The following is a 25,008-nucleotide window of genomic DNA, read 5'->3' on the forward strand; positions in this document are numbered from 1 at the left end:
GACTGGAAACCGGAAAGGCAACCCCGATGAACGACATGACCAGCCAGCACAACGAACTGAACTGGTTGTTGGAGGACCTGGTCGGCCGTGTGGTCGGTGCCCGGCACGCGGTGGTCCTGTCCGCGGACGGTCTGCTGCTGGGCCGCTCCGCCGGCCTGTCCAAGGACGACTCCGACCACCTGTCCGCGATGGCGTCGGCCTTCCAGAGCCTGGCCCGCGGCACCGGCCGCCACTTCGGCGGCGGCAAGGTCCGGCAGACCATCGTGGAGATGGAGCACGCCTACCTCTTCGTCACGGCGGCAGGCCACGGGGCGTGCCTGGCGGTGCTGGGCGAGGAGGACTCCGACATGGGCATGATCGCCTACGAGATGAACATGCTCGTGAAGCGGGTGGGCACCTACCTGTCGTCCGCGCCGCGGGGCACCTCGGTGTTGCCCACCGCACGCAGGTCGTCCTGATGTCCAGGCGCGAGGACTGGTGGTACGACGAGGCGGCGGGTCCGCTGGTCCGCCCCTACGCGATGGTGCGCGGCCGGACCCGGCCGCTGCGCCCGGAACTGCACCTGGTGACGCAGGTGCGCGCGATGCCGTCGCCGTCGGACCCGGATTCGCTGTCCGTGGAGCACCTTGAGATCATGGAGCTGTGCAAGCGGCCGCTGTCGGTGGCAGAGGTCGCCGCTTACCTCGACGTCCCCCTCGTGGTGGTCAAGGTGCTGCTCAGCGATCTCATCCAGCGCGGTGACGTCGTGATCAGGGACCCCTCGCGGATCGCCGAGGTGCCCGACCGGAACCTGTTGCAGGCAGTGCTGGATGGTGTGCGTGGAATCTGAGCGGCCGGGCGGGGAACTCCTCGTCCCCACCCCAGTCAAGATCGTCATCGCCGGGGGCTTCGGCACCGGGAAGACGACCATGGTCAACTCGGTCAGCGAGATACCCCCGCTGCACACGGAGGAGCTGCTCACCGAGGCGGGCGTCGGCGTGGACGACGTGGCGGGCCTGGAGAACAAGGAGACCACCACGGTCGCCCTGGACTTCGGCCGCATCACGATCAACCCCGAGGTCGTGCTGTACCTGTTCGGCACACCGGGCCAGAACCGCTTCTGGTTCATGTGGGACGAACTGGCCTACGGCGCGATCGGCGCGGTGATCCTGGTCGACACCCGCAGGCTGGACAGCAGCTTCCCGTCGATCGACTTCTTCGAGCGGCGGGGCATCCCGTTCATCATCGCGGTGAACTGCTTCGAAGGCGCGCACAGCTACGCCGTCGACGAGGTCCGGCGCGCACTGGACGTGGACGACGCGATTCCCGTGGTGCTGTGCGACGCGCGGAAGCGGGAGTCCAGCAAGACTGTGCTGGTGAGCCTGATCCAGCACACCATGGACCGCCTCGACGCGATGGCCTGAGCGGAAAACCGTTGGCGCGCCCAACCCCGCGCCAACGGTTTCCACCCGAACGCTCAACTCGCGCGGAACCCGGTGGGCACCGCGCGAGGCCGCGTCGGCCTGTCGGCATGCCTTTCGCGGAAAATCACGCTCTTCGATTTTCCGCGAAACGCGTGCCGATGGGCCGACTTCCGGGCGGCCGAGCCTGCCGCGCCGGAGGCGCGGCAATTCAACACGGCTCCAGTCGGCAGTTGAAGTGGCGCAGCAGGGCGGGCACTTCGACCAGGCGGTAGCCGGGCACCCGCTCGGGGCGCTTGGCGATCTCACCGAGGGTTTCGGCCACGTACTCCAGGTGGCTCTTGGTGTAGACGCGGCGCGGGATGGCCATGCGGACCAGTTCGTAGGGCGCCGGGGTGATCAGCTCGCCCGACTCGTCCAGCTCGCCCAGGTACAGCGATCCCAGTTCGGCGCAGCGGATGCCGCCCGCCAGGTACATCTCCTGGGCCAGCGCGTGGCCGGGGAACCGGCTGGGCGGGATGTGCGGCAGCAGGCGTCCGGCGTTGAGGTAGAGCGCGTGCACGCCCGCGGGGCGGACGCTGTCCACGCCGACGTCGGCGATCAGCTCGGCCAGGTAGGCGGTCTGCTCGGCGCGCGAGCGCAGGTAGGCCGGGTCGGTCACCTCGACCAGGCCCTGCGCCAGCATCTCCAGGTCGCGGCCGGACAGCCCGCCGTAGGTGCGGAACCCCTCGGTGGCGATGAGCAGCAGTTCGCAGCGCTTGGCCAGTTCCGGGTCGCGCATCGCCAGCAGCCCGCCCATGTGGACGATGCCGTCCTTCTTCAGGCTCGCCACGCAGCCGTCGGCCAGTGCGAAGGCCTCTTGGGCCACTTGCCGGGGGGTGCGGTCGGCGTAGCCGGGTTCCCGCTGGGTGACCAGCCAGGCGTTCTCGGCGAAGCGGGCGGCGTCGAGGAAGAACGGCACGCCGTGCTCGCGGGTGAGCCGGGCCACCGCCTCCAGGTTGGCCATGGACACCGGCTGGCCGCCGCCGCCGTTGTTGGTGATGGTCATGATGACCAGGCCGACCTCGTCGGGGCCGGAGAGCACGCGCTGCAAGGCTTCCAGGTCGATGTCGCCCTTGAAGGGGGAGTAGCTGTCGAGGTCCTTGGCCTCGGCGCAGGGCAGGTCCAGCGCGACCGCCCCGACCAGTTCCACGTTGGCGCGGGTGGTGTCGAAGTGGGTGTTGCTGACCGACAGCTGTCCCGGTTTGAGCAGCGCGTTGAACAGGATGCGCTCCGCGGCGCGGCCCTGGTGCACGGGGAACAGGTGCGGGTAGCCGGTCAGCTCCTCGACGACCTCCCGGAACCTGAAGAAGGAGCGCGCGCCCGCGTAGCTCTCGTCGCCGCGCAGTCCGGCCGCCTGCTGGTCCGCCGACAGCGCGCCGGTTCCCGAGTCGCTGAGCAGGTCGATCGTCACGTCGGCCGCGCTGAGGTTGAACGGGTTGTACCCGGCGGCGGCCAGGGCGCGTTCGCGGTGTTCGCGCGTGGTGATCGGGATCGGCTCGACGGCCTTGATCCGGTAGGGCTCCATCAGGGGCATTCAGGAAACTCCTAGTTCGCCAGGCTGCTCTCGCGGGGGGAGGCCACGTCGTAGGCCTCGGAGGAGAGGTAGACGGTGATGCCGGGTCTGGGCTTGCCGGTGCGCAGGGAGACGTGGGCGATCAGGCCCACTCCCTCGTCCAGCGGGCGTTGGGCGATGCTGCGCAGCGCGGTGTCGAACTGCGCGGTGTCCAGGCCGTACGCCGCCATCGCGGCGTGCACGCGCGCCACGGCTTCCGCGTCGTCGCTGACGTAGTCGCGCACCGGCAGGTACAGCGAATAGCCGCTCGGCCGGGAGGTGTCGCCGTCCAGGAAGGTGTAGCTGGAGATCAGCGGTCTCCGGTCGAAGGTCCTGGTGCCGCCGCCGACGATGCGGCAGAAGTCGTCCAGTCGCTCCGCGTCGACGTCACGGGCGGCGTGCGCGGCTCGTTGCGCGACAGCGGCTTCGGCGTCGTGGTGGGAGACGTAGACCTTCACCCGCGCGCGTCTGCGGTCGAGCAGGTCGAGCGCGAAGAAGGAGTACCGGTCGGCGCCGGGCCTGGTCATCGCGTGGTCGAGCAGGGTTTGGTGTCCGCCCGCGAAGCCGGTCCGCGCCAGTCCTTCCCGCACCAGGTCGTCGGCGGCGTGCTCGCCGCGCACCTGCGGGTTGAAGTACACCTTCACCGCGGGCGGTTCGCCCGCGCGGAAGACGAGCGAGTACCAGAAGGTGAAGTCGCTGTGCGGCTGGTCGGGGAGGAACAGCTCCCGGACGTGGTCGAAGCGGCTGAGGTCCAACCGCTGCCTGCGTCCCATCGCGGCCAGGGCGTCGAGCGCGCTCTGCGTGTTCGCCCGGCGGGACGGCGTGCCCGCGGTGGGTTCGACGATGGCGCGCACCACCGGCGGAGCGCCTGCTTCGAATGCTGTGGAGAACTCCACGGGGGTGTGGTCGTCGGCGACGTCAGACGGCCAGGTGGGTGGTTGGGACAGTGGTCGCGAGCCGCCGGGGCCGAGCGCGTCACCGAGCATTCCGAGGGAATCCTCGGTGTTCCTGGTAATGCCCAGGGAGTGCAGGAGAGCGTGCAGTTGGCGGCCCGTGAAATCGCGTACCGAATCCTCGTGTGCGTCCAAGACTGGGTCTCCTCGTGGGGTGCGAAGGAGAAAGTACGCCATGCGAACCAATCTTGTCCACCGTATGCCCCAATTGTGACATAACGCGGTGGAAGGGCATCACCGGCGTGTCGCAAGCCTTACGGAATGCCTGTTCCAAGTAGCGAGGAATACTCCGAACGGCCGATTGACGACCTCTCTGTTCATTCGTTCGCACCAATGCGCCACGAGGTGTCATAACGCATGGTGGCATTATGGGAAAAGTGCTCCCGTGCGATACGCTGGAAGTTTCCCGGCACGCTTTGCGCTGACGGCCGTCAGGGGCGCGGGACCGCTCGGAGCGGTCCCGCACCCCTCGACGTCAGTCCGCGTAGCTGTGAAAACCGCGTCCGCTCTTCTTGCCCAGCAAGCCCGCGTCGACCATGCGCAGCAGCAGCGGCGGCGGCGAGTACAAGGGCTCCTTGAACTCCTCGTACATCGACTCGGCGATGGCCTTGGTGGTGTCCAGGCCGATCAGGTCGGCCAGCCGCAGCGGGCCCATCGGGTGCGCGCAGCCCAGCACCATGCCGTTGTCGATGTCGTCGGCCGAGGCGAAGCCCGACTCCAGCATCCGGATCGCCGAGAGCAGGTAGGGGATCAGCAGGGCGTTGACCACGAAGCCCGCGCGGTCCTGCGAGCGGATGACCTGCTTGCCCAGCACACCGGTGACGAAGGCTTCGGCGCGTTCCCGCGTCCGCTCGCCGGTCAGCAGCGACGGCACCAGTTCCACCAGCTTGAGCACCGGCACCGGGTTGAAGAAGTGCACGCCGATGACCTGCTCGGGGCGCTCGGTGGCCATGCCCAGCTTCATGATCGGGATGGAGGAGGTGTTCGAGGCGAAGATGGCCGCCGGATCTTCGACGACCTTGTCCAACGCCGTGAACACCTCGGTCTTGACCTGCTCGTTCTCCGCGACGGCCTCGACGACCAGGTTGCGGTCGGCGAAGTCGGCGAGGTCGGTGGTGAACCGCAGCCGCTCCAGCGCGGCGTCGCGGTCCTCGGCGCTGAGCTTGCCGCTGCGCACGCCGCGGCCCAGCGAGGAGGCGATCCGCGCCTGCGCCGCCTCGGTGGCGTCGGCGCTGACCTCGGCGATCAGCACGTCCAGTCCCGCGCGGGCGCACACCTCGGCGATGCCGGAGCCCATCAGGCCGGAGCCCACCACACCTACACGTTGAATGTCACTCACACCCCGATCCTGCCAGGGGCGACGGCGGGCGGCGCACCCCGCACCGGCGGGGCTCGCCCGACCGGGGTGGGGTTTTCCACAGCGGATCGGGTGGCGGACCTCATGGTCGGGATCACCGCGCGTCCCTAGCGTTGTCGTCGTGATGATCAAATCCTTGGTCCTGGCCACCAGCATGGCCCTGACCAGCCAGTTCCCCGCCGCGGAGCTCGACTCCTGGGTGGCGGGCGGCTGGGCGTCGGCGGCCCTGCTCAAGGTCGAGGACGCCGCGGGCGTGCGGGGGCACGCCGCCGGGGAGGCGCACGAGGACGGCTACTTCCGCATCGGCAGCGCGACCAAGACCTTCGTCGCCACCGTCGTCCTGCAGCTGGTCGACGAGCGGAAGGTGGGTCTGGACGACCCGATCGACCGGTACGTCGCGGGGGTGCCGATGGGCGACCGGATGACCGTGCGCCAAGTCCTCAACCACACCAGCGGCCTCTACGACTACGCCCACGAGCAGGGCTACTCGACCAACCGGTGGCGCGGTGACGCGCGGTTCCGCTCCTACCGGCCGCAGGAACTGCTGGACGTGGCCGCAGGCAGGCCGTCCTACTTCGATCCCGGCGAGGGCTGGCACTACTCGAACACCAACTACGTCGTCGCGGGTCTGCTCGTCGAGCGGGTCACCGGCAACCGATACGGCGACGAGATCGCCGACCGCATCCTGAAGCCGTTGCGGCTCAAGCGCACCAGCGTGCCGGGCAACCGCGCCGGCCTGCCGGAACCGCACGCGCGCGGCTACTCCGAAGTGGACGGACGACTGGTCGACGCCACGCTGATGAACCCGTCGCTGGACTGGGCGGCGGGGGAGATGATCTCCACCGCAGACGACCTCAACACCTTCTTCGGCGCGCTGCTGAGCGGGCGGTTGACCAGCGCGGCCTCGTTGGCGGCCATGCGCGAGGCGGTGCCGACCGGCACCATCTTCCGCTACGGACTCGGGCTGCAGAGCTTCGACCTGCCCTGCGGTCGCCAGGTGTGGGGCCACGGCGGGGAACTGATCGGCTACCTCACCTACGCCGTCCGCGACGACACCGGCCGGACTGCCACCCTGTCCTACAACCCGCTGCCCGCCGAAGTGCCCGGCGAAGCCGTCATCGGGCTCTTCGCCTCGCTCTACTGCTGACCCCGAACCACCGCGCCTGCAAGTACCACCCGACCCCTGAGGGTGGGCCGGTAACTACTACCGGCCCACCCTCAGGCCCGATTCGGCGACCGCGTCAGCCGCCGAGTTCGCGCTCGGCCTGGGCGATGGCGGCGAACTCCTCCTCCGGGGCCGCGGCGACCAGGTGGCGGCGGCTGTAGAACCAGAAGTAGGCCAGCGCCACCACGACGATGCCCGCGGTGATGCCGGCGGCGAGCTCGTCCACGAAGAACGTGGCCACCACGGCGGCGACCGCCAGCACCAGCGCCACGCCGGTGGTCACCGCTCCGCCTGGGGTGCGGTAGGGGCGCTCCAGGTCGGGTTCGCGGACCCGCAGCACGATGTGCGACACCATCATCAGCACGTAGGACAGGGCCGCCCCGAACACCGCGATGTTGATCAGCAGCGCCCCGTCGCGGGTGATCGCGGCCAGCAGGAAGCCGATCGCGCCGGGCACGATCAGCGCCAGGTAGGGCGTCTTGCGCCGTCCTGTGCGCGACAGCCAGCGGGGCAGGTAGCCCGCCCGCGACAGGGCGAACAGTTGGCGGGAGTAGGCGAAGATGATCGAGAAGAAGCTCGCGACCAGCCCGGCCAGGCCGACGTAGTTGACGACCTGCGCGAGCGCGTTGTCCCCGCCGTAGGCCGCGCGCACCGCCGCGGGCAGCGGGTTGTCCGACGCCTTCAGCGCCTCCGCGCCCGCACCGCCGGGGGCGAACACCAGGATCGTCGCGGCGAACAGCAGCAGCACGGCCATCGCGGCGATGATCCCGCGCGGCATGTCCCGCTTGGGGTCGCGCGCCTCCTCGGCCGCCAGCGGCACGCCCTCCACGGCGAGGAAGAACCAGATCGCGTACACCAGCGCGCCCAGCGCGCCCGTGACGCCGAAGGGCAGGAACCCGTCGCCCTCGGCCAGGTCGAACAGCTTTGCGGAGTCGAACCTGCCGATCATGCCGATCACGAACGCCAGCAGCGCCACCACCGCGATGCCGGTGATGACGAACATCAGCCGCAGCGCCTCGCCGACGCCGTAGAGGTGCACACCGACGAAGATCGCGAAGCAGGCCAGGTACACCGGCCAGGAGTTGGTCAGCCCGAACAGCCCCAGCGTCTCGACGTAGCCGCCGATGAACACCGCGATGGCGGCGGGCGCGATGGCGTACTCGATGAGGATGGCGATGCCGGTGGCGAAGCCGCCCAGCGGTCCCAGAGCCCGCCGGGCGAACCCGTAGCCCGCTCCCGCCACGGGCAGCGCCGCGGCCAGTTCGGCCAGGCCGAACACCATGCACGTGTACATCGTGGCCATCAGCACGGTGGCGATGAGCAGACCGCCCCACCCGCCCTGCGCCAGGCCGAAGTTCCACCCGGCGAAGTCGCCGGAGATGACGTAGGAGACACCCAGCCCCGCCAGCAGGACCCAGCCCGCCGCGCCGCGCTTGAGCTGCCGGTGCTCCAGGTAGTCGCCGCCCACCTTCTCGTACTCGACGTGCTTGGCCATCTGCGCCCCTCACTGGGTGTGCCAATGGGTCGGCCGCGCTCCTTTGCAGGACTGGTCGAGGGTGGCGCGGGTCACCCTGTGGTGTCAAGATGAGGCGTCCAATGGCTCGCTGTCATACCTTTGGAGGACTGCGGATGCTCACCGTCGAGGAGTTGCGCGAGCTCGTGGACAGCGGGGAGATCGACACGGTCCTGGTGGCGATCGTGGACATGCAGGGCCGCCTGCAGGGCAAGCGCTGCGCCGCGCGCTACTTCGTCGAGGAAGTGCTCCCGCACGCCGCCGAGGGCTGCAACTACCTGATGGCGGTGGACGTGGAGATGAACCCGGTCAGCGGCTACGCCATGTCCTCCTGGGAGCGGGGCTACGGCGACTTCACGATGAAGCCGGACCTGTCGACGCTGCGCCGCGTGCCCTGGCAGGAGGGCACCGCGATGGTGCTGTGCGACGTGCGGTGGGACAACGGCGACCCGGTTCCCCCTTCGCCGCGCCAGGTCCTGCGCCGCCAGCTGGACCGGCTGGCCGAGCGGGGGCTGCGCGCCTACGTCGGCACCGAGCTGGAGTTCATCGTCTTCAACGACACCTTCGAGGACGCCTGGTCGCGCGGCTACCGCGACCTGACGCCCGCCAACCAGTACAACGTGGACTACTCGCTGCTGGGCACCGCGCGCGTCGAGCCGCTGCTGCGCGCCATCCGCAACAACATGGCGGGCGCCGGGCTGTACGTCGAGTCGGCCAAGGGCGAGTGCAACCCCGGCCAGCACGAGATCGCCTTCCGCTACGACGAGGCGCTGTCCACTTGCGACAACCACAGCATCTACAAGAACGGCGCCAAGGAGATCGCCGCCCAGCACGGCAAGTCCTTGACGTTCATGGCCAAGTACAACGAGCGCGAGGGCAACTCCTGCCACATCCACCTGAGCCTGCGCTCGGCCGACGGGGAGCCGGTGTTCGCCGAGGGGGAGGGCATGTCCCCGCTGATGCGCCACTTCCTGGCGGGCCAGCTGGCCTGCCTGCGCGAGCTGACCTACTTCCTGGCCCCGAACATCAACTCCTACAAGCGCTTCGTGCAGGGCAGCTTCGCCCCGACGGCGGTGGCCTGGGGTCGCGACAACCGCACCTGCGCGCTGCGCGTGGTCGGCCACGGCCAGTCGCTGCGCTTCGAGAACCGCGTCCCCGGCGGGGACGTCAACCCGTACCTGGCGGTGGCCGCGCTCATCGCGGCAGGCCTGCACGGGCTGGAGAACGAGCTGCCGCTGGAGGAGGAGTTCGTCGGCAACGCCTACGACTCGGGCCGGGCGACCGTGCCGACGACGCTGCGCGACGCGGCGTCGTTGCTGGCGCGCAGCGACATCGCGCGCGACGCCTTCGGCCAGGACGTGGTGGACCACTACCTCAACGCGGCCCGCGTGGAACTGGCCGCCTACGAGTCGGCGGTGACCGACTGGGAGAGGGTCCGTGGCTTCGAACGGCTCTAAGCCCCTCATCGGCGTGACCACCTACCTGGAGCGGGCCCGCTTCGGTGTGTGGGACGTGGACGCGGCCGTGCTGCACCGCGACTACCTGGACTCAGTGGTGCGCGCGGGCGGCAACCCGGTGCTGCTGCCGCCGATGGGCGAGTGGGACGCCGGGGCCGTCGGCTTCCTCGACGGGCTGGTGCTCGCCGGCGGCGCGGACGTGGACCCGGCCCGCTACGGCGCGGCCAGGGACCCGCGCACCGGTCCGGCGCGCCCGGACCGCGACGCCGCCGAGCTGGCGCTGGCGCGGGCCGCGCTGGAGCTGGACCTGCCGCTGCTGGCGGTGTGCCGGGGGATGCAGGTGCTCAACGTGGCGCTGGGCGGCACGCTGCGCCAGCACGTCGACGGCCACAACCCCGCGCCTGCGGTGTTCGAGCGCACCGAGATCACCGTCGCCCCCGGCACCGCGCTGGCCGCGGTCGTCGGCGATCGCACCGGGGTCAACTGCCACCACCACCAGGCGCTCGACGAGCTGGGCAAGGGCTTGGAGGTGGTGGCCGTGGCGCCGGACGGCGTGGTGGAGGCGGTGGAGCTGCCGGACGCGAGGTTCGCGCTCGGCGTGCAGTCGCACCCGGAGACCGACCGCGAGGACCTGCGCCTGTTCGGCGCGCTGGTGCGCGCGGCGCAGGAAGGACGGCAGAGGTGACCGCTTTCGAGGTGATCAACCCGGCGACCGGGCGACGGGTGGCGGAGGTCGAGCCGACCTCGCTGGAGGAGACCGACGCCGCCATCGCGCGCGCCCAGGCCGCTTTCCCAGCGTGGCGCGAGGTGGCCCCCGGTGACCGCGCCCGGCTGCTGCGCCGGTTCGCCGAGGCGGTGGACGGCGCGGTGGAGGAGCTGGCCCGGCTGGAGGTGCTCAACTCCGGCCACACCATCGGCAACGCGCGGTGGGAGGCGGGCAACGTCCGCGACGTGCTGCACTACTACGCCGCCGCGCCGGAACGCCTGTTCGGCAAGCAGATCCCGGTGCCCGGCGGGTGGGACGTGACCTTCCAGGAGCCGCTGGGCGTGGTCGGCGTGATCGTGCCGTGGAACTTCCCGATGCCCATCGCGGGCTGGGGCTTCGCGCCCGCGCTCGCGGCGGGCAACACCGTCGTGCTCAAGCCCGCCGAGCTGACCCCGCTGACCGCCGTGAAGCTGGCCGAGCTGGCCCGCGAGGCGGGCATCCCCGAGGACGTGTTCCAGGTGCTGCCCGGCAAGGGCAGCGTGGTGGGGCAGCGTTTCGTGACGCACCCGGCGGTGCGCAAGGTGGTGTTCACCGGCTCCACCGAGGTCGGCAAGCGGGTCATGGCGGGCTGCGCGGACCAGGTCAAGCGGGTGACCCTGGAGCTGGGCGGCAAGAGCGCGAACATCGTCTTCGCCGACGCGGACCTGGAGCGGGCCGCCGCCACCGCGCCCTACGGCGTGTTCGACAACGCCGGGCAGGACTGCTGCGCCCGGTCGCGCATCCTGGTGCAGGCGTCGGTCTACGACCGGTTCATGGAGCTGCTGGAACCGGCGGTGCGCGGTGTCGTGGTGGGCGAGCCGGGCGACGAGCGGACCGAGATGGGGCCGCTGATCTCCGCGGCGCACCGCGAGAAGGTCGCCTCCTACGTGCCGGAGGGCGCACCGGTGGCGTTCCGCGGGTCCGCGCCGGACGGTCCCGGTTTCTGGTTCCCGCCGACGGTCCTCGCGCCCGTGGCGGCCACCGACCGCGCCGCGGTGGAGGAGATCTTCGGCCCGGTGGTGGCGGTGCTGCCGTTCACCGACGAGCAGGACGCGGTGCGGCTGGCCAACGACAGCGAGTTCGGCCTGTCCGGCTCGATCTGGACCCGCGACGTCGGGCGCGCGCTGCGCGTCTCGCGGGCGGTGGAGTCGGGCAACCTGTCGGTCAACTCGCACTCGTCGGTCCGCTACTGGACCCCGTTCGGCGGGTTCAAGCAGTCCGGCCTCGGCCGCGAGCTGGGGCCCGACGCCCTGGACGCCTTCACCGAGACCAAGAACGTCTTCATCGCCCACTGAGGCGTCCGCTGAGACGCCCACTGGGGCACCGCTTCGAGGAGAGACATGGCACAGCGACTCGACGGCCGGGTGGCCGTCATCACCGGCGGCGGCAGCGGCATCGGCCTGGCCTCGGCGCGCAGGCTGGCGAGCGAGGGCGCCAGGGTGGTGGTCGCCGACGTCGACGGCGACGCGGGGCGGGCCGCCGCGGACGAGGTGGGCGGCCTGTTCGTCCAGGTCGACGTCACCGACGAGGAGCAGGTGGAGGCGCTGTTCCAGACCGCGGTGGACACCTACGGCTCGCTGGACGTGGCGTTCAACAACGCGGGCATCTCCCCGCCCGACGACGACTCGATCCTGACCACCGGGATGGCGGCCTGGCAGCGGGTGCAGCAGGTCAACCTGACCTCGGTGTACCTGTGCTGCCGGTTCGCCATCCCGCACATGCTCAGGCAGGGCAGGGGATCGGTCATCAACACCGCGTCGTTCGTGGCCACCATGGGCGCGGCCACCTCGCAGATCTCCTACACCGCTTCCAAGGGCGGTGTGCTGGCGATGAGCCGCGAGCTGGGCGTGCAGTTCGCCCGGCAGGGGGTGCGGGTCAACGCGCTGTCGCCGGGGCCGGTGAACACCCCGCTGCTGCGCGAGCTGTTCGCCAAGGACCCCGAGCGCGCCGCGCGGCGGCTGGTGCACGTGCCGCTGGGCCGGTTCGCCGAGCCGGAGGAGATCGCCGCCGCCGTGGCGTTCCTGGCCAGCGACGACTCCTCGTTCATCACCGCGTCGAACTTCCTGGTCGACGGCGGCATCTCCGGCGCCTACGTGACACCGCTCTGATGGCGCTGCGGGACGCGTTGTTCCGCCCGGTGCGGGCGGGCAACGCGTTCGAGGAGACCGTGGAGCGGCTGGTGCAGGCCATCCGGCTGGGCGTGGTCGCGCCGGGGGAGCGGCTGCCCGCCGAGCGCGAGCTGGCGGGCAGGCTGGGGATCAGCCGGGTCACCCTGCGCGAGGCGATCAAGTCGTTGCAGGACAACGGTTACGTGGAGTCCCGGCGGGGCCGCTACGGCGGCACGTTCGTCAACGCGGAGCTGCCCGCCGCGCAGCCGGTGGGGCGGATCTCGGGGGAGGAGCTGGCGGACGCGCTGACGCTGCGCGCCGTGCTGGAGACCGGCGCGGCCGAGTGCGCGGCGGGCCGGGCGCTGGGGCCGGGGGAGCGGCGCGAGCTGGGCGCGCGGCTGGCCGAGTGCGCCCAGGCCGGGCGGGCGGACTACCGGCGCAAGGACTCCCGGCTGCACCTGGCCATCGCGGAGGCGGCGGGCTCGCCGTCGCTGACCGCCGCCGTGGCCGACGCGCGGATGCGGGTCAACGAGCTGCTGGACCGGATTCCGCTGCTGCCGCCCAACCTGGCGCACTCCAACGAGCAGCACGAGCTGGTCGTGTCGCACATCCTGCACGGCGACGCGGACGCCGCGCGGCGGGCGATGGCCGAGCACCTGGACGGCACGGCCTCGCTGCTGCGCGGCTTCCTCGCCTGACGACCCGAAAATCACTCTTTCGAGTATTCTTCGAACCGCGCGTCGGCTTTGGCGAGCACCTCCGCCCACTGCTCCCGGAATTGCTCGAACCCCCTCCTGGTGAACGACAGCAACACCTCGGTGCCGCCGGAAAAGGCCAGCTCAACGATCTCTCCTTCGTCGCAGACGGTACTGCTGAGGGAGAAGTCCTCGGAGATGTCGACCTGGGCCATGACCTGCACCGGACCGCTCTCGTACACGGGGCCTCGCTCACGTATAGTCGGTCATGAGAAATTTTACGGGGTTAAGTACGGCTTGGTCTCTTCATTTAAGTCATACATTCCCCATAAGTCAGTGCCCTGGAAGAGTGAGGTTCGCGTGGCGGACGCGCAGCAGACGGTCGAGCGGATGCAACTGGGCTTGGTGCTGCAGGAGTTGCGCTCCCGGTCGGGCAGGTCGCAGCAGGAGGCGGGCCAGGCCATCGGCCGGGCGTACGTGCGCATCAGCCAGGTCGAGCACGGCAAGGGCGCGCTCAAGCAGGAGGAGCTGGTCGTCCTGCTCGACCTGTACGGGGCGAGCCGCGCGGAACGCGAAACCGTGCTGGCGCTGGGCGTCCAGGCCCGCCGCCGCGCACCGCGCCGGGCCTACACCGACGTGCTGCCCGACGCCTTCCAGCGCTTGGCCGACCTGCAGGCCAACGCCTCGCGGATCAGGCACTACACCAGCGGCGTGTTCCCCGGCCTGCTCCAGTCGGCCGAGTACGTCGAGGCGGTGATCCGGGCGTGCGACGGCGTCTGGTGGGACGCCGCCAGCGGCCAGGCGGAGACCAGGATCGCCTTCCGGCTCGACCAGCAGCGGCGGGCGCTGGCGGCCCAGCCGAAGTCGATGTCCTTCGTCTTCACCGAGGACGCGCTGCGCACCGTGGTCGGCAGCGAGTCGGTGATGCGGTCGCAGATCCTGCACGTCCTGCAACTGGCCGAGCGGCACCCCTCGACCAGCGTCCAGATCCTCCGCTCCACCACCGTCGGCAATCCCGCGCTGGGTGGCAGCCTGATCGTCCTCGACTTCTCCAACGCACCGCGAATCGGCTACGCGCCAACGCTTTACGGCCCCACGACCTACTACGATCAGCCTGCCGACACCACCTCGATGGCATGTGCGTTCGACCGGGCCAGCGAGCTGGCCCTGTCTCCGGCCGAGTCGAGAGCGCTGCTGATCGAGAGCCTGAAGGAGTTCTGAGATGCCCCACGACACGGGCTGGTTCAAGAGCAGCTACAGCGCGGGCAGCAACAACGACTGCGTCGAGGTCCGCATCACCACCACCCGCGTCGGGGTCCGCGACTCCAAGAACCCCCACGGCCCCCGCCTGACCCTGCCCACCACCGCGTGGACCGCCTTCCTCGCCAGGCTCTGACCACACCGCCGTCCGACTCCACGGGAAGCCGCGCGGAGCCAACAGGGTGACGTTGACCGCTCCTGGTCCCGCTGACCGACAGACTGGGAGGCGTGACTGATCGGCCGGATGTGCGCAACGTGGCCAGCGGCCAGGTGAACGGGTTCCTCCTCCAGGCCGGATCGGTGGGGCACGTCTCGGTCGCGGCGCCACCGCCTGCCGAGCGGCCCAGGCAGTTGCCCCTGGCGGTGCGCGGTTTCACCGGACGGGCCCGCCAGCTGGCCGCGCTCGACGCCCTGCTGGCCGACGAGGGCGGGCCGGTGGTCGCCACCGTGGACGGCACGGCCGGGGTGGGCAAGACCGCGCTGGCCGTGCAGTGGGCGCACCGGGCGCAGCACCGCTTCCCCGACGGCACCCTGTACGTCGACCTGGGCGGCTGCGGTCCGGACGAGCCGATCGCACCCGGTGACGCGCTGGGCGGGTTCCTCGCCGCGCTGGGACTGCCACCGGAGCGGGTTCCGGCGGGGCTGGGGGCGCGGGCGGCGCTGTACCGGTCGGTGCTGGCCGGGCGGCGGGTGCTGGTGGTGCTGGACGACGCGGGCAGCGCCGAGCAGGTGCGGCCGCTGCTGCCCGGCGGGGCGGGGTGCGCGGTGGTGGTGACCAGCCGGGCCACGCTGACCGGGCTGGCGGTCGACGCGGGCGCCACCCGGATCGCGCTGGACCTGCCCGGTCCGCAGGAGGCCGCGGCGCTGGTGCGGGCGGTGCTGGGGCCGCGCGCCGACGCCGAGCCGGACGCGGTGGCCGGGCTGGTCCGGGGGTGCGCCCGGCTGCCGCTGGCGCTGCGCGTCGCCGCGAGCCGGGCCGCAGCCCGGCCGCACTCGACGATCGCCGACCTGGTGGCGGAGCTGGGCAGCGAGCGGGGCCGCTGGGAGGCGCTGAGCGTCCCGGCGGACGAGCGCACCGCGGTCCGCTCGGTGTTCGACTGGTCCTACCGCAGGTTGACCGACGAGCAGGCGCGGCTGTTCCGCCGCTTGGGCCTGCACCCCGGCCCCGAGTTCGGTTCCCACGTCGCCGCGGCCGTCGCGGACCGCGGCCTGGCCGAGACTCGACGGCTGCTCGACGCGCTGGCGGACGGGAACCTGGTCGAGCCGGTCGCCGCGGACCGCTACCGGCTCCACGACCTGCTGCGCGCCTACGCCGCCGACCGCGCGGAGCGCGACGAAACGCGCGCCGACCGGGACCACGCCCGCATCGCCGCGCTCGGCTGGTACGCCCACCACGCCCGCACCGCCTACCGGGCCGTCGCGCCGGAACTGGCCGAGTGGCACGCCGCGGCGGGCCTGAACACCAGCGCCCACCCGGAGATCGCCTTCCCCGACCCGGTGCGGGCGTGGGACTGGGCGGACCGCGAGCACGTCAACGCGGTCGCCGCCGCCCGTGACTGCGCGCGCCACGACCTGCACCGGTTCGTCGTCCTGCTGGCCAACGCCGCCGTGGTGCCGCTGGGCCAACGGGGGCTCAAGGACGACGCGCTGGAGGTCTGCCGCCTCGGCCTGGCCGCCGCGCGCCGCATGGGCAACCGCCTCGCCGAGCACCACATGCTGCTGTGCCTGGGGCACGGCTACCGGTTGGCGCGGCGGCTGCCGGAGGCCATCGGCGTCCTGCGCACCGCGCTGGCGCTGACCGAGGACCGCCGGATGCGGTCGGGCGTGCTGGCCGACCTGGGCTGGATGTGCGTGGACGCGGGCTGGCACGCGCAGGCGCGGGAGCACTTGGCCTCGGCGCTGCCGCTCAGCCGCGAACTGCCCGACGGCGGACACCTGGAGTCCTTCGTCGAGTACAACCTCGGCGGGGCGCACCTCGGCCTCGGCGAGGCCGCGCGGGCGCGCGGGCACCTGGAGCGCTGCCTGGCGCTGCTGCGCGCGGCGGGCCGCCACGACCGGGAGGCGTACGCGCTGCACCGCCTGGCGCAGGTCCACCAGGCGCTCGGCGAGCACGGCGAGGCGATCGCCCTGTGCGAGCGGGCCCTGGCCTGCGAGCACCCCCGCTTCGACCCGCGCGAGCACGCGGTCACGCTCGACACCCTGGCCATCTCCCTGCGGCACAGCGGGGACAGCGCTCGCGCGATCGCCTGCTGGCGCGAAGCCCTGACCGTCTTCGACCAGTTCGCCGACGACCGGGGCGGCGGCGTGCGCGACCGCCTCCGCGCGGCGGTCAGCGGGTGAAGCGCCGGTCGTGGCGGCGCTCGTCCCGGCCGCTGTCGATCGACTGGAACCCGACGGCCGTCAGCATGTGTTGACGTTCAGCAGGGCGTCAGCATATGCTGACGACATGTCCGCGATCGGCGACCTCGGCGAGGACGCGCACGGCACCGACCCCGACGCGGGGCTGCGCGCCGTGGCCAGGCTGCGCGCCCTGGTCGAGCAGTTGGAGGCCGAGCACGTGCGGGCGGCGCGCCGGGCGGGCTGGTCCTGGCGCGACATCGCCACCCGGCTCGGCGTCACCAAGCAGACCGTCCACCGCAAGCACGGCCGCGAACAGGAGTGACCGGTGTTCCGAGGAGACCACCCCGAGCTGACCCGCGCGACGGGCCGCGCCCTGGCCCGTGCCCGCGACCTGGGCCACCCCCGCGCGGGCAGCGAGCACCTGCTGCTCGCGCTGGTCGACCACGTGCCCGCCTTCGCGCGGCACGGTGCCACCGCCGAGGCGATCGAGGACGCCGCGCACCTGGCCGCCCCGATGGGCGCGGGCGCTGCGGCGGACCGGGCCACCCTGGCGCCGCTGGGCGTCGACCTGGACCGCCTGCTGGGCGGTTCCGCCGTGCTGGACCGGCCCGCGGGGCGGGAACCGCTGCTCCCGCTGGGCGCGGCTCGGGCCAGGCGGCGCTGCGCCCGGACGAGCCCGCCGCTGGGGCTGGACGCCCAGGCCGCCCACGCGGCGTCGCTGCGGCTCGCGCTGGCCCGGCGGGAGCGCGAGCACCGGGTGGAGCACCTGGCGCTGGCGCTGGTCGCCCTGGACCCCGGCGCGGCGTGGGTGCTGCGGACCGCGGGGGTCGACCGGCGGGCGTTGCTGGCCGACCTCGCCGAGGCGTTCCCGCCGCCGCGCCGCAACCCGGTGCTGCGCGCCGAGCGGTGGCTGGGGCGCCGAGCGCGGCACGGCGACCTGGTCCGCCGCTACCAGCGCACCACCGGCCGAGCCGTGAGCACCCCCGCCGCCATCCCGGCCCTGATCACCGGCTGACCTCGAGCGCGCCTGCAAGTACCACCCGGTGGGCGTCCCGGGGCCGGTGGCCACTCCCCGAGGTGCTCGAACGCTCGGTTCGTGGTGTCGGAACGCTCAACTCGCGGTGTCCGGACGCGCGGCTCGCGGGAGTTCGAGCCCCTGGGTCACCGGGTCCGGTCGTCCGCGGCGGCAGCCGTTGAGGCTGAGGACCCGCAGGTCCAGGTCGGCCAGCGCGGCCACTCCCGCGCCAGCAGCGGCGCAACCAGTCCACATCGGACAGCGGTTCGGCCTCGTGCTCCCACCGCCGGTGCGGGCCTGCGTGCCCGGCCAGGTACCGGTGCGGGTCGGCGAACGTCGCGAAGCGCCACTCGTCCGGGTCGAGTTCCACCACGTGGTCGGCGAGGAACCCGCCGCCTGCCCCGGTCGGCCGCCACCCCCATGAGGTCCGGTCGCGGTAGTCGAGCACTTCCAGGCGTAACAAACCAGACCACCCCGTTCCGGCAGGCGGCGGCCGCGAGCCCAGTCCGGCCCCGGAGGGGGTGGCCGCGTTTCGGTGGGTCGCGACCTGAACGTTGAACTCGGGGGGCCTGGGCGTTCGACTCGCGGGGGGCGCGTGGTCCGGCCGGGAAGGCTCGGGTGAGCACCGATAACATCTGGGGAGCTCTGACCGACCGCACACCGAGGAGTCACCGTGTCCCAGCCGCGTCCCGCAGCCGCTCCCACCCCGCCGCGCGTGGTGGTGCAGGCCGGGACTACCGCGGGGGCCGCGGTGCGCGAGGCCGGGCTGCCCGGCAAGGGGCCGGACGCGGTCGTGGTCGTCCGCGACGCCGAGGGCCACCTGCGCGACCTGTCCTGGACCCCTCAGGTCGACGTCGAGGTGGAGGCGGTGGCCGCGAACACCGAGGACGGCCGCGCGGTCATCCGGCACTCCGCCGCGCACGTGCTCGCCCAGGCCGTGCAGCAGCAGTTCCCCGAGGCCAAGCTGGGCATCGGCCCGCCGGTCAAGGACGGCTTCTACTACGACTTCCAGGTCGCCAAGCCGTTCACCCCGGAGGACCTGCAGGCGCTGGAGAAGCGCATGAAGCAGATCGTCAAGGGCTCCCAGCGGTTCTCCCGCCGGGTGGTCGCCTCGGTCGAGGCGGCCAAGGCCGAGCTGGCGGCCGAGCCGTTCAAGCTGGAGCTGGTGGACATCAAGAGCGATGTCGACACCGCCGAGGTCATGGAGGTCGGCGGCGGCGAGCTGACCATCTACGACAACCTCGACCCGCGCACCGGCGACCGCGTGTGGGGCGACCTGTGCCGGGGTCCGCACGTGCCGACCACCAAGCACATCCCGGCGTTCAAGCTCACCCGCGTGGCCGCCGCGTACTGGCGGGGCAACGAGCGCAACCCCCAGCTCCAGCGCATCTACGGCACCGCGTGGGAGTCGCAGGAGGCGCTGGACGCTCACCTGGAGCTGCTGGCCGAGGCCGAGCGCCGCGACCACCGCAAGCTCGGCGTCGAGCTGGACCTGTTCAGCTTCCCCGACGAGATCGGCTCGGGCCTGGCCGTCTTCCACCCCAAGGGCGGCGTCGTCCGCAAGGCCATGGAGGACTACTCGCGGCGCCGCCACGAGGAAGAGGGCTACGAGTTCGTCTACTCGCCGCACATCACCAAGGGCAACCTGTTCCAGACCTCCGGCCACCTGGACTGGTACAAGGACGGCATGTACCCGGCGATGCACCTCGACGCCGAGTACGACGAGGACGGCAAGGTCCGCAAGCCGGGCCAGGACTACTACCTCAAGCCGATGAACTGCCCCTTCCACGACCTGATCTTCCGGTCGCGCGGGCGCTCCTACCGCGAGCTGCCGCTGCGCATGTTCGAGTTCGGCTCGGTGTACCGGTACGAGAAGTCCGGTGTGATCCACGGCCTGACCCGCGTGCGCGGCATGACGCAGGACGACGCGCACATCTTCTGCACCCCCGACCAGGTGCAGGACGAGCTGAAGTCGCTGCTGGGCTTCGTGCTCGGGCTGCTGCGCGACTACGGCCTCGACGACTTCTACCTGGAGCTGTCCACTCGCAACGAGGAGAAGTACGTCGGCTCCGACGAGGTGTGGGAGCAGGCCACCGAGGCGCTGCGGGCGGCGGCCGAGGACTCGGGCCTGGAACTGGTGCCCGATCCCGGCGGCGCGGCGTTCTACGGCCCGAAGATCTCCGTGCAGGCCAAGGACGCGCTGGGCCGCACCTGGCAGATGTCGACCATCCAGGTCGACTTCAACCTGCCCGAGCGGTTCGAGCTTGAGTACACCGGCCCGGACGGCTCCCGGCAGCGGCCGGTGATGATCCACCGCGCCCTGTTCGGCTCGATCGAGCGGTTCTTCGGCGTGCTCACCGAGCACTACGCGGGCGCGTTCCCGGCGTGGCTGGCCCCGGTGCAGGTGGTGGGCATCCCCATCGCCGACGAGCACGCCGACCACCTGTTCGCCGTGGCGGCGGAGCTGCGCAAGCACGGCATCCGGGCCGAAGTGGACGCCTCCGACGACCGGATGCAGAAGAAGATCCGCACGCACACCACGCAGAAGGTGCCGTTCATGCTGCTCGCGGGCGGCAAGGACGTGGAGTCCGGCGCGGTGTCCTTCCGGTTCCGCGACGGCACCCAGGTCAACGGCGTGCCGGTGGCCAAGGCCGTGGCCACCGTCGTGGACTGGGTGGCCCGCCGCGAGAACGCCTCACCCACGGCGGAACTGGTCAAGTGACGACCGGGTACGAGGAGCAGGACGGCGTCGGGGTCCACGACGGGTTGCAGCGGCTGTGGACCCCGCACCGGCTGTCCTACGTCAAGGGTGAGGGCAAGGCGGTGGGCGACGAGCCCGAGGGGTGCCCGTTCTGCCGCGTGATCTCGCTGGACGACCCCGACGGCCTGGTCCTGGCCCGCGGTGAGCTGGTGTTCGCGGTGCTGAACCTGTACCCGTACAACCCCGGTCACCTGATGGTGCTGCCGTACCGGCACGTGCCGGACTACACCGATCTGACGAAGGAGGAGACGGTCGAGTTCGCCGAGTTCACCCAGACCGCCATGCGGGTGATCCGCACCGCGGCGAACCCGCACGGCTTCAACATCGGCATGAACCAGGGGGTGGTCGCGGGCGCGGGCATCGCCGCGCACCTGCACCAGCACGTGGTGCCCCGGTGGGGCGGGGACGCCAACTTCATGCCGGTGATCGGCCAGACGAAGGTGCTGCCCCAACTGCTCGGCGAGACCCGCGCCCTGCTGTCGAAGGCGTGGGCCGCGCAGCGCTGAGAACGCGCTGCGGGACGGGTGCGCTCGCACCTGCACGTGCGCCTGGAGGTGCACGTGCTTCGGCGTGCCCGCAGCCGCCTCCCGAGGGCCGGGGAGCCGCCCGTAATTCCCTGTGATGGCCGATCGTCACGGGGCGCACACGCCGATACGGTGCGTTTCATGACCGCACCAGAGCGTTCGCGGCTGGCCCGAGAACGGCTCTCGCGCGAGTTACGAAGGTTGCGCACGGAGGCCAGGATGACCGGAACGGCCACCGCGCGCGCCACCGGGATGAGCCAGTCGAAGCTGTCGAAGATAGAGAACGGCATGCTCCTCCCGTCCGTGACCGACGTGGAGCGATTAGTCGCCGAGCTCTCGGCGACCAGGGAGACCAGGATCGAACTGGTGGAGCTGGCCCGCCAGCTGCACGCCGAGGCGGAGACCCGCCGCGTCGTGCTGCACCGGGGGGCGCACCGCCACCAGCAGACCGTTGCCCGCATCGAGGCCCGTGCGACGACCAGCCGCTTCTTCCAGAACGCGGGAGTACCCGCACTTTTGCAGAGCGAGGACTACCTGCGCGTGGTCTTCTCCGCCATGCCGCCCCACGAGCAGGACACCGCCATCGCCACGCTGCGCACCCGCCGGGCGCGCCTGGACGACCAGGGCAAGCGGTTCGTCTTCCTGCTCAGCGAGGGAGCGCTGCGCTGGCGGATGGGCAACGCCGACCTGATGTGCGACCAGATCGACCACCTCGTGCAGATCATGCGAAGACCGAACGTGCAGCTGGGCGTGGTGCCGTGGACGGCGGAGACCGGCATGGTGGCGCTGCACGGGTTCCAGGTCTACGACGAGCGCGTGGTGACGCTGAGCGTGCTCACCGGCAACGCCACCATCACCGACCCGCACGACGTGCGCGAGTACCTGGCGCTGTTCGGGCGCTTGGAGCGGCTGGCGGTGCGCGGGGAGGAGCTGGAGGAGCTGCTGGAGGGGATCTCCAGGGACCACCGCAAGCTCGGCTGAGCTGGGTCGTTAGGCTGCCGGGGACCAACTCGTCCCCGCCGGTAGGTGCAGTCCCCGCCCCATGCTGAACATCTTCGCCCGAGCGTCCGTCTCCCGCGTCACCGATCCGGTCGGGGCGTGGCTGGTCCGGCGCGGCCTCACCCCGAACGCCGTCACGGTGCTCGGCACCGTCGGCACCGTCGTCGCGGCCCTGTGGTTCATCCCGCGCGGCCAGCTGTTCGCCGGGGCCGCGCTGGTGGCCGCCTTCGTGCTGTTCGACCTGCTCGACGGCGCGATGGCGCGGGCGCGCGGCGGCGGCACGCGGTACGGGGCCGTGCTCGACGCCAGCTGCGACCGGATCGCCGACGGCGCGCTGTTCGGCGCGATCGCCTGGTGGGCCTTCGGGGCGGGGGAGCACGGCCTGGCCGCGGCCACGATGGTGTCGCTGGTCGGCGCCCAGGTCACCTCCTACGTCAAGGCACGTGCCGAGGCGTCGGGGCTCAGCGCCGACGGCGGACTGGCCGAGCGGGCGGAGCGGTTCATCTTCGCCCTGGTCGGCGTGGGCCTGCACGGCCTGGGGGTGCCGTTCGTGCTGCCCGTGGCGCTGTACGTGCTGGCCGTGCTGGTGGTGGTCACGGTGGCGCAGCGGCTGGTGGCGGTGCGGCGGTCGGCGAAGGAGATCGGGGCATGAGGGAACGGCTGGCCGACCTGGCTTACGCGGCCGGGTGGCGGCTGGTGCGGGTGCTGCCCGAGCCGGTGGCGCGGGCGCTGTTCGACCGGGCCGCCGACTGGGCGGCCCGGCGCGGCGGCGAGGGCGTGCGGCAGCTGCGGGCCAACCTGCGCCGGGTCGTGCCCAAGGCGGGCGAGCAGGAGCTGGACGAGCTGGTGCGGCTGTCGCTGCGCTCCTACGCGCGGTACTGGCGGGAGGCGTTCCGACTGCCGTCGATGGACCTGGAGGCCGCCTACGCGGCCTGCGACGAGATGATCAGCGGCCACGAGAACCTGGACGCGGCGCTGGCCGAGGGCCGGGGCGTGGTGGCGGCGCTGCCGCACTGCGGCAACTGGGACATGGCCGGGGTGTGGCTGGTCGGCCACACCGGCGGCTTCACCACGGTCGTCGAGCGGCTCAAGCCGGAGTCGCTGTACCGGCGGTTCGTGCGGTTCCGGGAGAGCCTCGGCTTCGAGGTGCTGCCGCTGACCGGCGGCGAGCGCCCGGTGGCGGCGGTGCTGGCCGAGCGGCTGCGCCAGAACAAGGTGGTCTGCCTGCTGGCCGACCGGGACCTGACCGCGGGCGGCATCCCGGTGACCTTCTTCGGCGAGCGCACCATGATGCCCGCCGGTCCCGCGCACCTGGCCGCCACGACGGGCGCGGCGCTGCTGCCGGTGGGGCTGTGGTTCACCGAGGACGGCTGGAGCTTCCGGGTGCACCCGCCGATCCGGGTGGCCGGACCGGACGGGGTGGCCGCGGCGACCCAGTCGCTGGCCGACGTGTTCGCCGCCGACATCGCCGCGCACCCGGCCGACTGGCACATGATGCAGAAGCTGTGGCTGGCCGACCTGCCGCCGAGCAGGCGCAGGGCGCTGGAACGGGTGCTGGCCCGCAGGAGGGACACCGCGTGAGGATCGGCATCGTGTGCCCGTACTCCTTCGAAGTCCCGGGAGGGGTCCAGGCGCACGTGGTCGACCTGGCCAGGGCGTTGCGCGGGCTGGGCCACGAGGTGGACGTGCTCGCGCCCGCGGACGACGACACGCCGGTGCCGGAGTTCGTCACGCCCGCGGGCCGCGCGGTCGGCATCCCGTACAACGGGTCGGTGGCGCGGCTGTCGTTCGGGCCGGTGTCCTTCGCGCGGGTGCGCCGGTGGATCGCCGAGCACGACTTCGACGTGCTGCACCTGCACGAGCCGACCGCGCCGTCGCTGTCGATGCTGGCGCTGATGGTGGCGGACGGCCCGATCGTGGCCACCTTCCACACCTCCACGCCGCGCTCGAAGATGCTGGCCGCCTTCCAGGGCGTGCTCCAGCCGTTCCTGGAGAAGGTCACCGCCCGGATCGCGGTGTCCGCGCTGGCCCGCCGGGTGCAGGTGGAGCACCTGGGCGGGGACGCGGTGGAGATCCCCAACGGCGTGGACGTGTCCTTCTTCGCCGACGCGACGCCGCTGGAGGGCTACCCGCGCCCCGGCGGCACGATCGGGTTCGTCGGCCGCTTCACCGAGCCGCGCAAGGGGATGCCGGTGCTGCTGGAGGCGATGCGGCGGCTGGACCTGCCCGACGCGCGGCTGCTGGTGGTGGGCCGGGGTGACCAGGACGAGCTGCGCGAGCAGGCGGGGCCGAGGCTGGCCGAGCGGATCGACTTCCTGGGCATGGTCGACGACGAGACCAAGGCGCGCGCGCTGCGCAGCGTGGACGTGTACTGCGCGCCCAACACCGGCGGGGAGAGCTTCGGCATCATCCTGACCGAGGCGATGTCGGCGGGGGCGGTGGTGGCGGCCAGCGACCTGGACGCCTTCCGCCGGGTGCTCGACGACGGCAAGGCGGGCGTGCTGACCCCGGTCGGCGACCCGGCGGCGCTGGCCGCGGCGCTGCGCGGGCTGCTGACCGACCCGGCGCGCCGGGCGGGCTACGCCGACGCGGCGCGGCAGCGGGTGATGGCGTTCGACTGGTCCGTGGTCGCGGGGCAGGTGCTGCGGGTCTACGAGAGCGCGATGGCGGCCGACCCGCGCCGAGTGGCGGAGGCGGACCGGTGACCAGCGCCGCCACGGCCACCACGCTGCTGGTGGTGCTCGGTCTCGTGCTGCTGGTCGGGCCGTGGCTGCTGGGCGTGGCCAGCAGGCTGGACCGGCTGCACGTGCGCACCGACGCGGCGTGGGCGGCGCTGGACGCCGCGCTGGCCCGGCGCGCGGTGGTCACCAGGGCGGTCGCGGCGGTGTGCGGGACGCCCGAGCTGGCCGAGGCCGCCGACCGGGCCGAGCGGGCGCCCCGCGTCGACCGCGAGGCGGCCGAGAACGAGCTGAGCACGCTGCTGGAGGACCTGGACCGGGGCAAGCTGGCCCCGGCGCTGGCGGCCGAGCTGGCCGACGCCGAGCAGCGGGTGGTGCTGGCCCGCCGGGTGCACAACGACGCGGTGCGCGACACGTTGGCGCTGCGCCGCAGGCGGCCGGTGC

General features: G+C 72.1%; 25 protein-coding genes and 1 pseudogene. 21 read left to right on the forward strand and 5 right to left on the reverse strand.

Annotation, left to right across the window (positions count from 1 at the left end; genetic code table 11):
- The first annotated feature begins 26 nt into the window (after positions 1-26).
- Genes IEZ00_RS22195 through IEZ00_RS22205 form a run of 3 tightly spaced genes read left to right on the forward strand, consistent with a single transcriptional unit; the run spans position 27 to position 1,403 of the window.
- A complete protein-coding gene (locus tag IEZ00_RS22195; protein ID WP_189225230.1) occupies positions 27-458 on the forward strand; it encodes a roadblock/LC7 domain-containing protein in 432 nt (143 codons plus the stop codon).
- Positions 458-829, forward strand: a complete 372-nt coding sequence (locus IEZ00_RS22200; RefSeq protein WP_189225231.1) for a DUF742 domain-containing protein — start codon at positions 458-460, stop codon at positions 827-829. The genes IEZ00_RS22195 and IEZ00_RS22200 overlap by 1 nt, the downstream gene beginning before the upstream one ends.
- Complete coding sequence (locus IEZ00_RS22205) at positions 810-1,403, forward strand: GTP-binding protein (protein WP_189225232.1); 594 nt, start codon at positions 810-812, stop codon at positions 1,401-1,403. The genes IEZ00_RS22200 and IEZ00_RS22205 overlap by 20 nt, the downstream gene beginning before the upstream one ends.
- Before the next feature lie 208 nt (positions 1,404-1,611).
- Here IEZ00_RS22205 and IEZ00_RS22210 read toward each other — a convergent pair whose 3' ends face one another.
- The 3 genes from IEZ00_RS22210 to IEZ00_RS22220 form a co-directional block, all read right to left on the reverse strand.
- On the reverse strand, positions 1,612-2,976 hold the full coding sequence (locus IEZ00_RS22210; RefSeq protein ID WP_229795979.1) for a tryptophanase: 1,365 nt from the start codon (positions 2,974-2,976) through the stop codon (positions 1,612-1,614).
- A gap of 11 nt (positions 2,977-2,987) precedes the next feature.
- Positions 2,988-3,980, reverse strand: coding sequence for a tryptophan dimethylallyltransferase family protein (locus IEZ00_RS22215; protein WP_189225233.1), 993 nt, complete (start codon positions 3,978-3,980; stop codon positions 2,988-2,990).
- Between the two features lie 442 nt (positions 3,981-4,422).
- Positions 4,423-5,286, reverse strand: coding sequence for a 3-hydroxybutyryl-CoA dehydrogenase (locus IEZ00_RS22220; RefSeq protein ID WP_189225234.1), 864 nt, complete (start codon positions 5,284-5,286; stop codon positions 4,423-4,425).
- 142 nt (positions 5,287-5,428) lie between these two features.
- Here IEZ00_RS22220 and IEZ00_RS22225 point away from each other — a divergent pair, with 142 nt between their 5' ends.
- Positions 5,429-6,451 carry a serine hydrolase domain-containing protein gene (locus tag IEZ00_RS22225; protein ID WP_189225235.1) on the forward strand — a complete coding sequence of 341 codons (1,023 nt, stop codon included), beginning with the start codon at positions 5,429-5,431 and terminating at the stop codon, positions 6,449-6,451.
- Between the two features lie 94 nt (positions 6,452-6,545).
- On the opposite strand, the gene eat is transcribed toward IEZ00_RS22225, so the two are convergent.
- Positions 6,546-7,964: an ethanolamine permease gene (gene eat, locus IEZ00_RS22230; protein ID WP_189225236.1), complete on the reverse strand. Its 1,419-nt coding sequence runs from the start codon at positions 7,962-7,964 to the stop codon at positions 6,546-6,548.
- A gap of 134 nt (positions 7,965-8,098) precedes the next feature.
- On the opposite strand from eat, the gene IEZ00_RS22235 reads away from it, so the two are divergent.
- From IEZ00_RS22235 to IEZ00_RS22255, 5 genes are read left to right on the forward strand one after another with little or no spacing between them, the layout of a single operon-like run.
- Entirely contained in the window at positions 8,099-9,439 is a 1,341-nt protein-coding gene (locus IEZ00_RS22235) for a glutamine synthetase family protein (protein WP_189225237.1), read from the forward strand.
- The gene (locus IEZ00_RS22240) at positions 9,420-10,124 is read left to right on the forward strand and encodes a gamma-glutamyl-gamma-aminobutyrate hydrolase family protein (RefSeq protein ID WP_189225238.1); all 705 of its coding nucleotides are present in this window, start codon (positions 9,420-9,422) and stop codon (positions 10,122-10,124) included. Before IEZ00_RS22235 ends, IEZ00_RS22240 begins: the two co-directional genes overlap by 20 nt.
- On the forward strand, positions 10,121-11,479 hold the full coding sequence (locus IEZ00_RS22245) for an aldehyde dehydrogenase family protein (RefSeq protein ID WP_189225239.1): 1,359 nt from the start codon (positions 10,121-10,123) through the stop codon (positions 11,477-11,479). Before IEZ00_RS22240 ends, IEZ00_RS22245 begins: the two co-directional genes overlap by 4 nt.
- A gap of 45 nt (positions 11,480-11,524) precedes the next feature.
- A complete protein-coding gene (locus tag IEZ00_RS22250) occupies positions 11,525-12,292 on the forward strand; it encodes a 3-oxoacyl-ACP reductase (protein WP_189225240.1) in 768 nt (255 codons plus the stop codon).
- Positions 12,292-12,990 carry a FadR/GntR family transcriptional regulator gene (locus IEZ00_RS22255; protein ID WP_189225241.1) on the forward strand — a complete coding sequence of 233 codons (699 nt, stop codon included), beginning with the start codon at positions 12,292-12,294 and terminating at the stop codon, positions 12,988-12,990. The genes IEZ00_RS22250 and IEZ00_RS22255 overlap by 1 nt, the downstream gene beginning before the upstream one ends.
- 11 nt (positions 12,991-13,001) lie before the next feature.
- On the opposite strand, the gene IEZ00_RS22260 is transcribed toward IEZ00_RS22255, so the two are convergent.
- Positions 13,002-13,202 carry a hypothetical protein gene (locus IEZ00_RS22260; RefSeq protein WP_229795980.1) on the reverse strand — a complete coding sequence of 67 codons (201 nt, stop codon included), beginning with the start codon at positions 13,200-13,202 and terminating at the stop codon, positions 13,002-13,004.
- 145 nt (positions 13,203-13,347) lie between these two features.
- Here IEZ00_RS22260 and IEZ00_RS22265 point away from each other — a divergent pair, with 145 nt between their 5' ends.
- From IEZ00_RS22265 to IEZ00_RS36950, 12 genes and pseudogenes are all read left to right on the forward strand, one after another.
- Positions 13,348-14,208 carry a helix-turn-helix domain-containing protein gene (locus tag IEZ00_RS22265; protein ID WP_189225243.1) on the forward strand — a complete coding sequence of 287 codons (861 nt, stop codon included), beginning with the start codon at positions 13,348-13,350 and terminating at the stop codon, positions 14,206-14,208.
- A 1-nt stretch (position 14,209) separates the two neighbouring features.
- The gene (locus tag IEZ00_RS22270) at positions 14,210-14,383 is read left to right on the forward strand and encodes a DUF397 domain-containing protein (RefSeq protein WP_189225244.1); all 174 of its coding nucleotides are present in this window, start codon (positions 14,210-14,212) and stop codon (positions 14,381-14,383) included.
- A gap of 92 nt (positions 14,384-14,475) precedes the next feature.
- Positions 14,476-16,587, forward strand: coding sequence for an ATP-binding protein (locus IEZ00_RS37820; RefSeq protein WP_268248824.1), 2,112 nt, complete (start codon positions 14,476-14,478; stop codon positions 16,585-16,587).
- Between the two features lie 106 nt (positions 16,588-16,693).
- Positions 16,694-16,909: a helix-turn-helix domain-containing protein gene (locus tag IEZ00_RS22280; RefSeq protein WP_189225245.1), complete on the forward strand. Its 216-nt coding sequence runs from the start codon at positions 16,694-16,696 to the stop codon at positions 16,907-16,909.
- A 3-nt stretch (positions 16,910-16,912) separates the two neighbouring features.
- Positions 16,913-17,602, forward strand: coding sequence for a Clp protease N-terminal domain-containing protein (locus IEZ00_RS22285; protein ID WP_189225246.1), 690 nt, complete (start codon positions 16,913-16,915; stop codon positions 17,600-17,602).
- Positions 17,603-18,275: 673 nt separating this feature from the next.
- Positions 18,276-20,324, forward strand: a complete 2,049-nt coding sequence (thrS, locus tag IEZ00_RS22290; RefSeq protein WP_189225247.1) for a threonine--tRNA ligase — start codon at positions 18,276-18,278, stop codon at positions 20,322-20,324.
- Positions 20,321-20,869, forward strand: coding sequence for an HIT family protein (locus IEZ00_RS22295; protein ID WP_189225248.1), 549 nt, complete (start codon positions 20,321-20,323; stop codon positions 20,867-20,869). The genes thrS and IEZ00_RS22295 overlap by 4 nt, the downstream gene beginning before the upstream one ends.
- A 159-nt stretch (positions 20,870-21,028) precedes the next feature.
- Positions 21,029-21,868, forward strand: coding sequence for a helix-turn-helix domain-containing protein (locus IEZ00_RS22300; RefSeq protein WP_189225249.1), 840 nt, complete (start codon positions 21,029-21,031; stop codon positions 21,866-21,868).
- 61 nt (positions 21,869-21,929) lie between these two features.
- Positions 21,930-22,538, forward strand: a complete 609-nt coding sequence (gene pgsA, locus IEZ00_RS22305; protein WP_189225250.1) for a phosphatidylinositol phosphate synthase — start codon at positions 21,930-21,932, stop codon at positions 22,536-22,538.
- Positions 22,535-23,467, forward strand: coding sequence for a phosphatidylinositol mannoside acyltransferase (locus IEZ00_RS22310; protein WP_189225251.1), 933 nt, complete (start codon positions 22,535-22,537; stop codon positions 23,465-23,467). The genes pgsA and IEZ00_RS22310 overlap by 4 nt, the downstream gene beginning before the upstream one ends.
- On the forward strand, positions 23,464-24,591 hold the full coding sequence (locus IEZ00_RS22315; RefSeq protein WP_189225252.1) for a glycosyltransferase family 4 protein: 1,128 nt from the start codon (positions 23,464-23,466) through the stop codon (positions 24,589-24,591). Before IEZ00_RS22310 ends, IEZ00_RS22315 begins: the two co-directional genes overlap by 4 nt.
- Positions 24,588-25,008: pseudogene (locus tag IEZ00_RS36950) on the forward strand (exopolyphosphatase); the annotation flags it as partial. The gene IEZ00_RS22315 and the pseudogene IEZ00_RS36950, both read left to right, overlap by 4 nt.

Origin of the sequence: Saccharothrix coeruleofusca (genome assembly GCF_014648515.1) — a bacterium.
GTDB classification, from domain to species: Bacteria; Actinomycetota; Actinomycetes; order Mycobacteriales; family Pseudonocardiaceae; genus Actinosynnema; species Actinosynnema coeruleofuscum.

Excerpts from the sequence above, each read along its gene's own strand:
- IEZ00_RS22195 (WP_189225230.1), top strand. The coding sequence starts at position 27 with ATGAACGACATGACCAGCCAGCACAACGAACTGAACTGGTTGTTGGAG.
- IEZ00_RS22200 (WP_189225231.1), top strand. The coding sequence starts at position 458 with ATGTCCAGGCGCGAGGACTGGTGGTACGACGAGGCGGCGGGTCCGCTG.
- IEZ00_RS22205 (WP_189225232.1), top strand. The coding sequence starts at position 810 with ATGGTGTGCGTGGAATCTGAGCGGCCGGGCGGGGAACTCCTCGTCCCC.
- IEZ00_RS22210 (WP_229795979.1), bottom strand. The coding sequence starts at position 2,976 with ATGCCCCTGATGGAGCCCTACCGGATCAAGGCCGTCGAGCCGATCCCG.
- IEZ00_RS22215 (WP_189225233.1), bottom strand. The coding sequence starts at position 3,980 with ATGCTCGGTGACGCGCTCGGCCCCGGCGGCTCGCGACCACTGTCCCAA.
- IEZ00_RS22225 (WP_189225235.1), top strand. The coding sequence starts at position 5,429 with ATGATCAAATCCTTGGTCCTGGCCACCAGCATGGCCCTGACCAGCCAG.
- eat (WP_189225236.1), bottom strand. The coding sequence starts at position 7,964 with ATGGCCAAGCACGTCGAGTACGAGAAGGTGGGCGGCGACTACCTGGAG.
- IEZ00_RS22235 (WP_189225237.1), top strand. The coding sequence starts at position 8,099 with ATGCTCACCGTCGAGGAGTTGCGCGAGCTCGTGGACAGCGGGGAGATC.
- IEZ00_RS22250 (WP_189225240.1), top strand. The coding sequence starts at position 11,525 with ATGGCACAGCGACTCGACGGCCGGGTGGCCGTCATCACCGGCGGCGGC.
- IEZ00_RS22255 (WP_189225241.1), top strand. The coding sequence starts at position 12,292 with ATGGCGCTGCGGGACGCGTTGTTCCGCCCGGTGCGGGCGGGCAACGCG.
- IEZ00_RS22260 (WP_229795980.1), bottom strand. The coding sequence starts at position 13,202 with ATGGCCCAGGTCGACATCTCCGAGGACTTCTCCCTCAGCAGTACCGTC.
- IEZ00_RS22270 (WP_189225244.1), top strand. The coding sequence starts at position 14,210 with ATGCCCCACGACACGGGCTGGTTCAAGAGCAGCTACAGCGCGGGCAGC.
- IEZ00_RS22280 (WP_189225245.1), top strand. The coding sequence starts at position 16,694 with ATGTCCGCGATCGGCGACCTCGGCGAGGACGCGCACGGCACCGACCCC.
- IEZ00_RS22300 (WP_189225249.1), top strand. The coding sequence starts at position 21,029 with ATGACCGCACCAGAGCGTTCGCGGCTGGCCCGAGAACGGCTCTCGCGC.
- pgsA (WP_189225250.1), top strand. The coding sequence starts at position 21,930 with ATGCTGAACATCTTCGCCCGAGCGTCCGTCTCCCGCGTCACCGATCCG.
- IEZ00_RS22310 (WP_189225251.1), top strand. The coding sequence starts at position 22,535 with ATGAGGGAACGGCTGGCCGACCTGGCTTACGCGGCCGGGTGGCGGCTG.